14 protein-coding genes are annotated in these 13686 nt (G+C 53.7%); 10 read left to right on the top strand and 4 right to left on the bottom strand.

The features are described from left to right. Positions 1-12: 12 nt before the first annotated feature. Positions 13-879 (bottom strand): DMT family transporter, encoded by an 867-nt coding sequence (locus L2731_RS13920; protein WP_283165086.1) that lies wholly within the window; start codon positions 877-879, stop codon positions 13-15. A gap of 844 nt (positions 880-1723) precedes the next feature. On the opposite strand from L2731_RS13920, the gene tsaB reads away from it, so the two are divergent. From tsaB to rnd, 7 genes are all read left to right on the top strand, one after another. Continuing rightward, a complete protein-coding gene (gene tsaB / locus L2731_RS13915; protein WP_160793547.1) occupies positions 1724-2437 on the top strand; it encodes a tRNA (adenosine(37)-N6)-threonylcarbamoyltransferase complex dimerization subunit type 1 TsaB in 714 nt (237 codons plus the stop codon). A gap of 65 nt (positions 2438-2502) precedes the next feature. Beyond that, on the top strand, positions 2503-2844 hold the full coding sequence (locus L2731_RS13910; protein ID WP_249253728.1) for a hypothetical protein: 342 nt from the start codon (positions 2503-2505) through the stop codon (positions 2842-2844). 105 nt (positions 2845-2949) lie between these two features. Next, positions 2950-3651, top strand: coding sequence for a M50 family metallopeptidase (locus L2731_RS13905; protein ID WP_249253726.1), 702 nt, complete (start codon positions 2950-2952; stop codon positions 3649-3651). 82 nt (positions 3652-3733) lie between these two features. After that, on the top strand, positions 3734-4588 hold the full coding sequence (locus L2731_RS13900; protein WP_249253724.1) for a class I SAM-dependent methyltransferase: 855 nt from the start codon (positions 3734-3736) through the stop codon (positions 4586-4588). Next, positions 4585-5529 (top strand): alpha/beta fold hydrolase, encoded by a 945-nt coding sequence (locus L2731_RS13895; protein WP_249253722.1) that lies wholly within the window; start codon positions 4585-4587, stop codon positions 5527-5529. The genes L2731_RS13900 and L2731_RS13895 overlap by 4 nt, the downstream gene beginning before the upstream one ends. 200 nt (positions 5530-5729) lie before the next feature. Further along, a complete protein-coding gene (fadD, locus tag L2731_RS13890) occupies positions 5730-7403 on the top strand; it encodes a long-chain-fatty-acid--CoA ligase FadD (protein ID WP_249253720.1) in 1674 nt (557 codons plus the stop codon). 90 nt (positions 7404-7493) lie between these two features. Then, positions 7494-8600 carry a ribonuclease D gene (rnd, locus tag L2731_RS13885; protein WP_249253717.1) on the top strand — a complete coding sequence of 369 codons (1107 nt, stop codon included), beginning with the start codon at positions 7494-7496 and terminating at the stop codon, positions 8598-8600. A gap of 134 nt (positions 8601-8734) precedes the next feature. Here rnd and minE read toward each other — a convergent pair whose 3' ends face one another. The 3 genes from minE to minC are packed head-to-tail and all read right to left on the bottom strand — an operon-like array spanning position 8735 to position 10497. After that, a complete protein-coding gene (minE, locus tag L2731_RS13880) occupies positions 8735-8995 on the bottom strand; it encodes a cell division topological specificity factor MinE (protein WP_041511057.1) in 261 nt (86 codons plus the stop codon). Positions 8996-8997: 2 nt separating this feature from the next. Further along, on the bottom strand, positions 8998-9807 hold the full coding sequence (gene minD / locus L2731_RS13875; protein ID WP_249253715.1) for a septum site-determining protein MinD: 810 nt from the start codon (positions 9805-9807) through the stop codon (positions 8998-9000). Between the two features lie 24 nt (positions 9808-9831). Then, positions 9832-10497, bottom strand: a complete 666-nt coding sequence (gene minC, locus L2731_RS13870; protein ID WP_249253713.1) for a septum site-determining protein MinC — start codon at positions 10495-10497, stop codon at positions 9832-9834. A 126-nt stretch (positions 10498-10623) separates the two neighbouring features. On the opposite strand from minC, the gene L2731_RS13865 reads away from it, so the two are divergent. The 3 genes from L2731_RS13865 to L2731_RS13850 all read left to right on the top strand — a co-directional run bounded on the left by L2731_RS13865 (position 10624) and on the right by L2731_RS13850 (position 12749). Continuing rightward, positions 10624-10905: a YcgL domain-containing protein gene (locus L2731_RS13865; protein ID WP_011865981.1), complete on the top strand. Its 282-nt coding sequence runs from the start codon at positions 10624-10626 to the stop codon at positions 10903-10905. Between the two features lie 284 nt (positions 10906-11189). After that, on the top strand, positions 11190-12203 hold the full coding sequence (locus L2731_RS13855; protein ID WP_249253711.1) for a lytic murein transglycosylase: 1014 nt from the start codon (positions 11190-11192) through the stop codon (positions 12201-12203). Between the two features lie 105 nt (positions 12204-12308). Then, the gene (locus L2731_RS13850) at positions 12309-12749 is read left to right on the top strand and encodes a YcgN family cysteine cluster protein (protein ID WP_249253709.1); all 441 of its coding nucleotides are present in this window, start codon (positions 12309-12311) and stop codon (positions 12747-12749) included. Positions 12750-13686: the final 937 nt, after the last annotated feature.

Below are 13686 nucleotides of genomic sequence, written 5' to 3'. Positions count from 1 at the left end.
TGACAACTCCTTCTATTGGGGGCCCGGCGTAGCTTGCGTGTCTGTATCATTCCGGCGCCGCTTGCGCGTCTGTATCAGTCCGGCACAGATGATCAGGCTACAGCCCATTAACTGACTCGGGGTGAGGTGCTCGGCAAACAGGCTCCAGCCGATGATCACCACGGTCACAGGTTCGATATAGGCCAAGGTGCCGAAGGTCGCCGCGGGCAACACCCTGAGCGCCTTAACCGCTAATAAGATGGCCAGAAATCCAGGAAATACGCCGATGAGCGCCAACCAGAACCATTGGGTTAAGCTCGGTATCACGGCTTGATGAATGGCAAAGGGAAGCAGGCAGAGGGCGCCGAAACTCAACTGGATCAGTGTGCTCTGATAGGGGCTGGCACTGGCGGGCCGGCGATTGATCAACATGAAGCCGCTGTAACTTGCCAGGGCCAGCAGGGCAAAACCATAGCCCTTGAGTTCGGCCGTACTGCCCGAGAGGCTCTCTAGGCTGGGTAAGATGGCGACCACCCCGACAAGGGCGATGCCGATGGCGAGCAGATCCTGGCGCTTGAGCCGCTCTTGAAACAAAAAGTGGGCGCCTACCGCGCTGACCAGGGGGGCGAGATAGATCAGCATCACCGCGTTGGCCATGTTGATGTAGCCGATGGCTTGTACATAGAACACCATGAAACCGGCCAGCATGGCGCCGTTAACCTGGTGCAGCTTACTGGGGCGATGTAATATCTGCTGCGTTTTGCCCGTGAGCAGCATGTAGGTGATGAGGCAGGCGGCGCCTATCAGCAGGCGATAGAAGGTGATGATGCTGGCATCGAGGTTGGCGGTGCGGGCAAGGGCGCCTATAGTGCCCATCAAGACGGCCGAGCCCAGAGCCATGATGATGGCCTGTGAATGTGACTGACTCGCAGTCAGGGCTATTTGACTCTGCACAGCTATACCCTCGAGTAAGAGAAGGCTTATCGACATTCTGTCGGCGAACACTACCTTTGGCTTTTATGCCTAAAGCGCCTCCGTCGACAGCAGCCAGACTAATTGTGGCCAGGCTAATGTTGCGAGACTAATGTGGCCAGGCTAATTTGGCTAGTCTCATGCGACTAGCTTAGTGCGGCTAGCTTAGTGTGGCCTTGCTTAACGCGCATCTAGCTATCGCTCTAATTTATCGACCTAATTTAGCGTCTTATGTTATCGGGTTTATCCTCGGCTGAAAATCGATATTTGCATCAAAGAGGAAGAAAGCCTGGGCGTCTATGAATCAATCATTTTGTGAGGTGACAGTGAGCTTAACACGGCCTGTTTTGGCAAGGCATCTGGGGTCTTTCTCTATGGTCTGTTAATCTTTCAGGTTTAATTTTTTCTCTTTCTATACGCGTTTTGCTCAAGGCGCGTGCTATGTCGCATAGTTATTCTATGTAAATTGCACGCAACACGGGGCAAGGCCCGTTTAAATGAACCCTTCGGGCAGCTTTTGTAGGCCATTTCTACGGCGTTATCTCTCGTTCATCTAGATTAACTACACAGGCTCTGCCTTGTATAAACTCCCTACAAAGTGCTGCAAAAACACACAGGGAAGGTCAGCAGACCCTAGGAATTAGGGCTATACCTGGGCGGCTTTTACGTTATAATCGGCGCCATTCATCTTATGGTTTTGGCGATGAGGGGCGAGCGCCGTTGAATAAGCAGTGCAGCGCCATGATATCGCAACAGATTTGGTTCGTTTTACATGCCGGAAAATAAAGATTTCTCTGCCCCTTTAAGTTTACTTGCGCTCGATACCTGCACCGAGTTCTGTTCGGTTGCCCTGCAATATCAGGGACAGGTGTTTGCTCGTGAGGCCGATGCGCCGCGGGAACACAGTCAGCGTCTGCTGCCCATGGTGCAGGAGGTACTGCAGGAGGCGGGGATCTCCCTCAGTCAGGTAGACGTGATCGCCTATGGCCGTGGCCCCGGCAGTTTCACCGGCATTCGTATCTGCACCTCTATGACACAAGGGCTGGCCTTAGGGCAAGATCTGCCCGTGGTGGGGATCTCAACCCTTGCCGCCATGGCGCAGGCCGCCATAACGCTCAAGGGAGCCGCGCAGGTCGCCACCGCCATCGATGCCCGCATGGGTGAGATCTACTGGGGGGAGTATCGCGCCGTCGATGGCCTAGCCAGCCTGGTTGGGGAAGAGCGAGTCTGCGCGCCAGAGGAGTTGTCGAGCCAGCTGGCTTTTGACACGCCGCTTGCCGCCTGTGGCACAGGCTTCGATGCCTATCCGGCGCTATTGACCGAGCAGATGAGCCTGGTTGAAGAGGCTAAGTTCCCACTCGCGCGCTTTATGCTGCCGCTGGCCGAGGCGGCGGTGAAGGCGGGTCTGGCGACCGAGGTCGATCAGCTACAGCCTGTTTATCTGCGCGATACCGTGACCTGGAAAAAACTGCCCGGTCGCGAGTAATTTAGTGTAGGCTTGAAGCATAATCCCGTAACCAGACTGTCAGGAGAGAAGGGGGAATCACTTTGATGCAAGTTTCGTCATCTAACCTGATGCCTGGACTCTCTTCGAGCGCATCGGCGATTAGCGATGCCATCGCGCCCCAGCAAGGGGTGCAAGCCAACGTCATCGATGTGACGCCCGTTGGGCCTGCCGCAGCAGGGCGGGCAGAGCTTGATGCCAGCGCATCGATCTCCACACAGCTCGCCGAGCAGAATATGAGTTCGCTCGAAGACAGACTCAACGCCAAGCTCGAGTACGATCAACAGACCGGCAACAGCCGCGGCGCCATAGGTCAATATCTGCTGCATCAACATGCCGCTCAGCGCGATGCCATCTCCCAGATGGTGGGCATAGACACCTATGTCTAGGTTCATGTTTAGTCTTCAATAAAGGAAGATGTTTCGGCGTAGCGCCAGCGTGTCTAAAGCGCCGGCTCTTAAGGCATCAACAACCTAAAGGATGGGTTCTCCAGTATGGCTTTTTCTATCGATTCCCCCTCTTCTCGCGCCGGTATGCCGACTCGCAGCCTCTTCATGGTAGAGCTATTGCTGGCGCTGGTGCTGACACGCATTCCCTATCTGAGCGTGCCCTTCAAGTGGCTTGAGAGTTATTTTCATGAGGTATCTCACGCCCTGGCGACCCTGTTTAGCGGCGGCATAGTCAGTCATATCGAACTTTATCCCAACGGCGCTGGCCTGTGTGTCAGCCAAGGGGGCTGGCCCGTGCTGATCGGCTTTGCCGGTTATTTTGGCGCGGCGCTCTGGGGATTGCTGATCTTTCATCTGGCTACCTGGGCTAAGGGGATCCGCGTCAGTTTTAGTTGTCTAGGATTGGTGGTGTTGGCAAGTATCGTACTCTGGGGGCGGGATCTCTTGACGGTTGCCATCTTGTTGATGCTGGCCCTGCTGTTTTTGCTGCCGTTAAAGCTCAGTCACAGCCCGCTGCTCACCTTCGCCCTGCGGGTGATGGCGCTGATGGTGATGTTAAACGCGCTCGCCAGCCCGACCGTGTTGCTGGGCATGCCGGGACGGGGAGATGCCGCCATGTTGGCCGAACAGACCTGGATCCCGGCCTGGATCTGGGTAGGCGTCTGGTTACTGACCAGCCTGACCATGCTCTGGCTCTGCTGGCGCAGGGTCGATAGTGCCAATCAAGTCGGCACGCAAAAAGTGTAACCGACTGTATATCAGGTTTTATTTTATCAATTAGCCTGCTAGCTTAGGCCTTTCCAATAGCCTTATTTCAGGGAGAGAATCGATGAAATCCTTAACTTTAGCGGCCTCACTGGCATTAGCCATAGGCGTGGCGACGCCTAGCCTAGTCAGCCCAAACTATGCCCAGGCCAGCGAGCCGACTGTGGTCAATCAACAGGTCACAGATGCGTTAAGCAATCCATTGCGCAAAGCGGCAAATGTTGAGCGAGACCAGTATCGTCATCCAGGCGAGACTCTCAGTTTTTTCGAGATTAAGCCGAGCGATACCCTGGTGGAGTTGTGGCCCGGCGGCGGCTGGTACGCCGAGATCCTAGCGCCCTATCTGGCCAAGGAGGGGCACTATATCGCCGCCAACTTCGATGCCAACCCGCCTGAGGGCCTTGAGGTGCCAGGCTATCGTATTCGCTTGGGCAAGGCGCTAGATAGTTGGCTGCAGAGCCATGCCGACAAGCTGGGACAAGCCTCTAGCATAGCATTCGATCCGCCAAGACTCGTCAGTCTCGGCGCACCCAACAGCGCCGATGCCGTGCTGACCTTTAGAAACCTGCATAACTGGGCCAAGGCCGGTGCGCTTGAGGAGGTATTCGCATCCGTCTATGAGGTGCTTAAGCCTGGCGGTACCTTTGGAGTGGTCGAACACAGGGCCAACCCTGGCATGGATCTGAGCACTGGCTACATGGTGCAGGATGAGATGATCGCCCTGGCCGAGAAGGCGGGTTTTACCCTGGTGGCTAGCAGTGAAGTCAATGCCAATCCAAAGGACAGCAAAGATCATCCTAAGGGCGTTTGGACCCTGCCGCCGAGCCTGCGTCTTGGGGAGCGGGATAAGGCCAAGTACCTTGCCATCGGTGAGAGCGATCGTATGACGCTGAAATTTATTAAAAAACCTAAAGCATGAATGATCCATTAGCGTCGCTGTGTACACTAAGCCAGGAGAGTGACGAGGTCACTATCACGCTGCCCCATATTCGCCTCGGTGGCCGTCTATGGGGCGAGGCGGATAAGCCGCTGCTACTGGCGCTCCATGGCTGGTTGGATAACGCCAATAGCTTCGCGCCGCTCGCCCAGCACCTTGATGACTATCGGCTGTTGGCAATCGATTGGCCGGGCCACGGTGCGTCACAGCACAGGCCCGGCGGTTATCCGCTGCACTGGATAGATTACCTCTATGATCTTGAGCTGCTGATCGATGCCATAGTGCGTCATCAGCCGCTACATGGGGTGATAGGCCACTCGCTTGGTGGCATAGTGGCCTCGGCCTACAGCGCCGCCTTTGCCGAGAAGGCCGAGCGCTGGATCTTAATCGAGGCGCTCGCGCCCCTGTTTGAGTCGCCGGATAAGAGCAAACTGAGGCTCAGGCGCAGCTTCGACGCCCATCAGCGCGCGGCGACGAGTCAGATGGCGCCCAAACCTGTGGTGCTAGATGCTGCCGTCAGGGCGAGGCACAAACTGACCGGGCTGGATATGCCCTGGTGCCGATTGATCCTCGAGCGCAACTTGCAGCAAATGGAGGGTCACTGTTATTGGCGCAGTGACCCCAGGCTCAAGTTAGATTCGCCCATGCGGCTCAACTTTGATCATGTCAGTGGCCTGATGCAGGGCCACGCCGGCAAGGTGCTGGCGATCCACGCCACAACTGGTTATCCCTTGATGGGGAATGTGTCAGCAACCCGCGCAGGGTCTGGCAATAGTACTGAACATAGGACTGGCGATAGTTTGGCCGATTCGGTCGCCGCCTGGTATCAAGATCTCACTCAGGTAAGGCTCGAGGGTGACCATCATCTCCATATGGGCAATCACCTTGAGGTGGCCGCGGCAATTAAGGCATTTTTAGCGTGACAGCCCCTCGGGAAGAGATGGTAAAATTACACTAGGATTTTTACTCTAATTGTGTGATGATGTTCAAAATTAAAACGCTCGTATGATTTTTTTGGGTGTTACCTACAATATTTATAAGTCAGTGTTTAGTTTCTATATTTGAAACCTTAGGTGAATGATTTCATTCACCCTAACTCTGCCTGGGGATTTAGGAGAGACTCGTGGAACAGCTTTGGACGAAAAATTTACCCCATGATGTGCCATCTATCATCGATGCGCAGCAATACAGCTCGCTCATCGACCTGTTTGAAAGCTCGGTGGCCAAGTACGCCGATCAGCCCGCCTTCGTCAACATGGGCGCGACGCTGACCTATCGTAAACTCGAAGAGCGCAGCCGTGCCTTTGCCGCCTATCTGCAAAATGAACTCAAGCTGGAGAAGGGCGATCGCGTCGCGATCATGATGCCTAACCTGCTGCAATATCCTATTGCCCTGTTTGGTATCTTGCGTGCCGGCATGGTGGTGGTCAACGTGAATCCGCTCTATACCCCAAGAGAGCTTAAGCATCAGCTCAACGACTCGGGCGCCAAGGCGATCGTCGTGGTGTCTAACTTTGCCAACACCCTGGAGCAGGTGGTGGATCAGACGCCGGTGAAGAGCGTTATCCTCACAGGTCTTGGTGACTTGCTCAGCGCGCCTAAGCGCACCCTGGTGAACTTTGTGGTGAAGTACATCAAGAAGATGGTGCCTAAGTATCATCTGCCCCATGCCATCTCCATGCGTCAGTCGCTCTCTAAGGGACGTCGCCTGCAGTATGTGAAGCCGACCATCAAGGGGGACGATATCGCCTTCTTGCAATACACCGGCGGTACCACTGGGGTCTCTAAGGGCGCCATGCTGACTCATGGCAATATCGTCAGCAACCTGCTGCAGGCCGACGCCGCCTATTCGCCGCTGCTGGCCGATGGAAAGGAGTTTGTGGTCACGGCGCTGCCGCTCTACCATATCTTCGCGCTGACGGTGAACTGTTTGCTGTTCCTCCATAAGGGGGCCAACAACCTGCTGATCACTAATCCGAGGGACATTCCGGCCTTCGTGTCTGAGCTGAAGAAGCATCCCTTTACCGCCCTTACCGGGGTGAACACACTATTTAACGCCCTGGTCAGCTCCGAAGAATTTAAGACCCTGGATTTCGCCAATCTTAAGCTCTCTATCGGTGGTGGTATGGCGGTGCAGCGCGCCGTGGCCGATAAGTGGCAGGGGATCACTAAGACCCGCCTGCTGGAAGGTTATGGCCTGACCGAGGCGTCGCCGCTGCTGACCTGTTGTCCATACAACCTAGAGGGCTATAACGGCTCTATCGGTTTCCCGGTCGCCAATACCGACATGCAGGTGCGTGACGAAGAGGGCAATGTGCTGCCTCAGGGGGAGACGGGCGAGCTCTACGCTAAGGGCCCTCAGGTGATGAAGGGCTACTGGCAGCGCCCCGAGGAGACGGCCAAGGTGATCGATAAGGATGGTTACCTGGCCACAGGTGATATCGGTTACATGGACGAGCAGGGTTTCTTCTATATCGTCGATCGTAAGAAAGATATGATCTTGGTCTCTGGCTTTAACGTCTTCCCCAACGAGGTGGAAGAGGTGGTGGCCCTGCATCCTAAGGTGCTGGAAGTGGCCGCCGTGGGCGTTCCCCACGAGGTGAGCGGCGAGCTGGTGAAGGTATTTGTGGTACCGAAAGATAAATCTTTGACCGAAGAGCAGGTGATCAAGCACTGTCGTCATCATTTGACGGGATATAAAATTCCTAAGCTGGTAGAATTCAGAGATGAGCTACCTAAGAGCAACGTGGGTAAGATCTTACGCCGCGAGCTGCGCGACGAAGCCAAATCGGCCTAGTTGCATAGGGAACCACCTGTTTTAGGTGACTCAAAGCCGGCATAATGCCGGCTTTTGCGTTCACCGAGCCACAGTATTTGGAGATGAGATTTGACCTTTCAATATGTAGAGGATGACGCCAGCCTGAGCGCGCTGGTGGACAAGTATCGTCAGGCGAAGGTCCTGATGTTAGATACCGAATTTGTTCGCACCCGCACCTATTACGCCAAGCTGGGGTTGATCCAGGTCTATGACGGACAGACCCTGGCGCTGATCGATCCTGTGGCGGTGAGCGACCTCTCTGCATTTTGGGCGCTGCTGGAACGTGACGACATGATCACTGTACTGCACTCCTGCAGCGAAGATCTCGAGGTGCTGGCTCGTTATGGTCGTTGCCAGCCTAAGGTGTTGTTCGACAGTCAGATCGCCGCCGCACTCTGTGGTTGGGGCCACGGTATGGGCTATGCCAAGCTGGTGGAGCATTGCCTGGGCGTCCAGCTGGATAAGGGCGAGTCGCGCACCGACTGGATAAAGCGCCCGCTGACCGATGCCCAGCTGCAATATGCCGCCAACGATGTGGATTACCTCTATCAGCTTTATCCCCAGTTGTTAGAAAAGCTCGAACAGAGTGGCAGAATGCCCTGGCTGTTGGAAGAGGGTGAGCGTATGACCCAGGGGCGTTTAGAGAGCCCGGATGGCGACAGCGCCTACCTTAGGGTGAAGAACGCCTTTCAGCTCAGCCCTAAGCAGCTGGCCTATCTGAAGGTGCTCGCCAAGTGGCGCCTGCAAAAGGCGCTGGACCGAGACTTAGCCCTGGGCTTCGTGATTAAAGATCACGCCCTGCTGGCGCTGGCCAAGAAGCAGCCCAAATCTACCGGCGAGATCTTTAGGATGACAGAGCTGACCGAGCAGGAGAAACGCATGCATGCCAAGGCGATCATCGCCGAGATGGCCAAGGCGGATCTGGAAAACCTGCCCGAGGCTATCGATGTTATTGCACTAAAACCTGGCTACAAGTCGGCCTTCAAGGCGATAAAACAGGCCTTGACCCAAGTGGCAGAAGCCAATGAGGTGCCTATGGAGCTGCTGGGCTCTAAGCGTCATATCCATGAGTACCTGCAGTGGCGCTGGAATGACGGTCAGGGCGAGACGCCCCTGGTGTTACAGGGCTGGCGCGGTGAGCTGAGTCAGGAAGCCTTGGCCGAGATCAGCTGCTAAGGCGAGTATCCCTGTCTTTTTTACTCGCAGCCGTTAAACGGTGCCCATTAAAAAGCCCTCATCAGAGGGCTTTTTTGTGTTGCGTTAATGCGCGTTAATATACGTTTGTGCTGCTTGCTTTCCTGCCTAGGAGTTTAAGGCTTTTCCGGCAGGGTCACGTTCAGTTCCAGTACCGACAGGTTGTCGTCGTTCTGATCCAGCTGCACCGACACCTGGTCGCTGTCTATCTGCACATACTTGCGGATCACCTCGATGATCTCCTGTTTCATCGCCGGGAAGTAGTCTGGCGCGTCACGCTCGCCGCGCTGATGGGCGACGATGATCTGCAATCTTTCCTTGGCGGTGACGGCGGTCGTTGGCTCTTTTTTCGCTCTGAAGTAATCGAGTAAAGACATAATTAGCTACCAAATATCCTTTTCAAGAATCCTTTTTTCTCTTCGGTGACGAAACGCATCTCTACTTCTTCACCCGTTAGTCGTGCCACGGCGTCGCTGTAGGCCTTACCGGCATCGCTCTCTTGGTCGATGATCACAGGTATGCCCGAGTTAGAGGCCTTGAGTACGGCTTGCGACTCGGGGATCACCCCAAGTAGCGGAATGGCCAAGATCTCCTCCACATCCGCCACGCTCAGCATCTCGCCGGTTGCTACGCGGGTAGGGGAGTAACGGGTTAGTAGCAGCAGCTCCTTGACTGGCTCCAGCCCCTCTTCGGCGCGCTTAGACTTGCTCTGCAACATGCCCAGGATACGGTCTGAGTCGCGCACCGAGCTAACCTCAGGGTTGGTGGTGACGATCGCCGTGTCGGCAAAATAGAGCGCCATCATGGCACCCGTCTCGATACCTGCGGGTGAGTCGCAGATGATGTATTCGAAATCTTGCTTTAGTTCGTCCAGTACACGGCCAACCCCTTCTTTGGTCAGGGCGTCTTTATCCCGTGTCTGAGAGGCGGGCAGTACAAACAGGTTACTGGTGCGCTTGTCTTTGATCAGCGCCTGATTCAGGTTGGCTTCGCCGTTGATCACGTTGACGAAATCGTACACCACGCGGCGCTCGCACCCCATGATGAGATCCAGGTTACGTAGACCGATATCGAAATCGACCACGACGGTTTTATGGCCTTTCAATGCCAGGCCGGTGGCAATGGCCGCACTCGAAGTGGTCTTGCCCACTCCACCCTTACCTGAGGTGACAACAATAATTTGTGCCATGTTCGTTTCTGTCCTTTTCAATTTCTATAGCGATAGTGCTTCGACGGTAAGGCTGTTGCCGTCTAGCCTGATACAACCGCTCTTGATCGAGGCATGTGCCTGTAGATTCTCGGTTAACCAATATTGCCCGGCGATGGAGACCAGCTCGGCATCGATATTCTGGGCGATGATCACGGCATTCTTATCGCCATTGGCACCCGCCATGGCCTTGCCTCTAAGACTACCGTATATGTGTATGCTGCCATCTGCAATCACTTCTGCACCGTTACCCACGGCGCCAATGATGATGAGCTCGCCATTCTTTGCGTAAACCTGCTGACCAGAGCGAATATTTTGCTTCACTATCTTGGTGGTTTTCGGCAGCTGCGGCTGGGTCAGACTCTGTTTGCCAGACTTGATCAGCGCAAGCCCCAAGGCCTTGGCCTGAGTGGCGATGGCACTCGGCGCGCCTGTGATCCCCACTATCACCAGTTGCCTTGAGATCAAGAGATCTTTGAGGCCGGCGAGGTTATAGTCGGGATCTGAAATGGCGCTGAGGTTGACCACCAGGGGCGCACCAAGAAAAAACTGCGGCGCGATGGCCAGTTTATCGTCGAGTTCGCGGGCGATTCCGTCGAGATCTGCATCGTTAATATGCAGCACTGAAAGCGTAAATGAAGAGCCTTTTAATTCGAGGCTAGGTTTCTGCATTCCTAAACTTGCTCTTGATAAAATTAACCGGCGTGAGCCGGCTAGATATTATTATAATCCTTGCGCTCCATGTTATAGTGTGCGGAATTTGCTGGCAAGTTGAATAAACTGGAAATTTCGCCCTATATGATCTGTGCTGTATATAAGAGTCGCTTAAAACCCGATAGTTATCTTTTTGTGGAGAAACGCAACGATTTCGAGCGTGTGCCCGAGCCGCTGATGAAGATGTTTGGTACGCCCGAACTGGTGATGTTGCTGCCGCTAAACAAACGTGAACAGTTAGCCCTTGCCGATATCGAAAAAGTAAAAGTTGAACTTGCCGAGAAGGGGTATTATCTTCAATTACCACCACCTCCGGTTAACCTACTCGAAGAGTACAAGAAAGAGATAGGTTATAGCAGAGATTAGGGTCTGTTGACCTTTCCTGTTTGTTTTTGCAGCATTTTGAAGGAGATTTATACAAGGCAGAGCTCGTGTGGTGTAGTTATTCTACACAAACGGGCGATAACGCAGTAGAAATTGTCTTCAAAAGCTGCCCGGAGGGTTCTTCTAAACGCGTCCTGCTCATTGTTGTGCGCAATTTACATAGCTGACTATGCTTTACTTGCTTACGCCGCGAGCAAAACGCGTTTAGACTGAACAAAAATTAAACCTGAAAGATAAACAGACCCTTGTCACCGATAGGAAAGTGCATGTTTTTAAAGAATGTTTTGCTAAGTGCTCTACTAGCAAAAGGCCTGCTTTTAGCCAGCCCTTTACAAGCTCAGGAGTCCGCGCTCAGTTACGATCAGTATCTTTCTGAGTTAAAGCAGCAAGCAGTCGAGCAGGGGATCGCCCAGGGCACCATAGATGCGGTTTTCGATCAGATAAAGCTGTTCAAGAAGGCCGTTGTCAATGAACCCGCCAAGAGCGGCCCTGAGAATTTAGACAAATATTTGCCAAATCGGGTGAGCGAAGCCTTAGTCGAACAGGCCAGAAGCCTGTATCGAGATAACAAGGCGCTTTTCGACCGACTCGGCAAGGAGTACGGCGTTCAGCCAAGGTTTGTGCTGGCCTACTGGGGGATAACCTCGGCCTTCGATGCCAGCGACTATCCGGCGCTGACGGTGATCGCCTCTAACGCCTACCATGGTGAACAGGCCGTTAACGTTGCACAAGCTTATGGCGGCGATGGATACGATGCGGCGTTTATTTCGGCGCTCAAGCTGATGGAGCGCGACCAGCTCAAGTTTGACAACCTCAAGAGTGATTCAACCGGCCTGATGGGCTATCCCCACTTCACCCCCAAACAACTGGCTAAGTATGGTCAGGATGGTAACGGCGACGGTAGGGTAGACATCTGGCACAGCCTGGATGATGCCTTTGCCACTACGGCAAATTATCTTAAACAGCTGGGCTGGGATTATGATGGCACCTGGGGACGTCAGGTTAGTGCGCCCAAGGCCTTACCCCAAGATCTGGTGGGGCTAGCGGTGCATAAGGGCTTCGATCAGTGGCAGGCGCTGGGCGTCAGACGCTTTAATGGTTCAGATCTGCCCTCACGCAAGGATATGCAGGTGTCGCTCATCATGCCAGATGGCAAGAATGGTCGCAGCTACCTGGTGTATGACAATTACCGGGTGCTTAGAAAGACCCAAGGGTCAGAACACCTTACCCTGGCCGTGACCTACCTGTCAGAAAGAATTAAGTATCCTGAGATAAAATAGACCATTTCAGATGCCGAGCAGGCAAAGCGCCGCTCGGCCTCCCACATTAAGCCGGACTCAGCCCGTTGAAAGCGGCAGGAGCAGGCCCTTGAAAGAATTGTAAAGATGTCGTTTTGGAAAGAGAAAACCCTCGCAGAGTTGAGTGCCCAGGAATGGGAATCGCTATGCGATGGCTGTGGTAAGTGTTGCCTCAATAAGATCATCGACGATGAAACCGATGAGCTCTACTACACCAACGCCGCCTGTAAGCTGCTCGATGCAAAGGCGTGTAATTGCATGCACTATGAGCAGCGTTTTACCTTCGTCCCCAGCTGCACTAAGGTGACGGTCGATAACATCGCCGAGCTCACCTGGCTGCCAGACAGCTGCGCCTATCGCCGTCTCTATCAGGGCCGGGATCTCCCCAGTTGGCACCCGCTATTAACCGGCGATAAGACCAAGATGCATGAGCTGGGGATGTCGATCCGCAACAAGATAGTGAATGAGAACAAGGTGAGGTACCTTGAGGACCATATAGTTTTGTGGCCGCTCAAAGATTGCGACTAGGCGTTCGCTTTCTCATTAAAGCGAGGAAAATGTGGTTGTAGCGTCTACCTGTTTGGGCATTTGATGGGATTTTGAAGGTCATACCTTCATGGCAACCTAACGCCTGCCCGGCGGGGGAAGTGCAAGCACTCTTTTGGCACGCCGCAAGCACGCTCCCTGTATGCTCTGCGAGATCATCTGACCTACATGGATGTAGGGAATGTCGAAAAATGTAGGGAACATTTTCGGCTCTGTCACCGAAGGCCACAGCCGTATCTACACTGGTTGCCTAACGCTTCTTCGATTTAGCGTCATTGGGTGCCCATTGGGGCGGAACATTTGGCCACATTTGTATTTACAGGATATTTTAAGATCGCACCTTTATTGCAATCTATCACCTGCGGTGGGCTTATGTGCAGATACATCTGCTACACGCCGACTCTTTGTTTTAAAGGGAGTCATCCTTGGAGGCTCGACGATGGCATCCCTGCCATCGACGTCCGCAGATGCATCTACACTCGGTATCTAACGTTTCTTCGATTTGGCTTCGTCTGTTGCTCATTGATACAAGCTATTATTCCTAAAGAAAAATTTCATGAAAGTGTGAAATGAGATGTTGAATATCAGCAACAAGATAGATTAAAGTATCACCAATCAAGGACAGAGCTAGACCAACTCGAACCAAACATCGACTACGCCATTCAGGGAATGAAGAAGCCTACCAACAAGCGCCAATCAAATCCCTAAAAAGTTAACTCTGCCCCCATTTATTTACATGCTTGGACTCCTACCTTACAAGGTAGCGTACCTTGCAAGGTCTCACTAATAAGTTGTTAAGTTCACAAAGGTGTAGTGGTCAACTAAAATTGGCCACGGTTTTGTATTCAAGCCAGTATCTTCGCTCTGACTCATTGGGTGTCAGCCCACCGTTATATTGATGTGGTCTCAGCTGACTGTA

This window comes from Shewanella aquimarina (genome assembly GCF_023349185.1).
Lineage (GTDB): Bacteria > Pseudomonadota > Gammaproteobacteria > Enterobacterales > Shewanellaceae > Shewanella > Shewanella aquimarina.
Note: the sequence above shows the minus strand (reverse complement) of the source record. Positions and strands in the feature narration are given on the sequence as shown.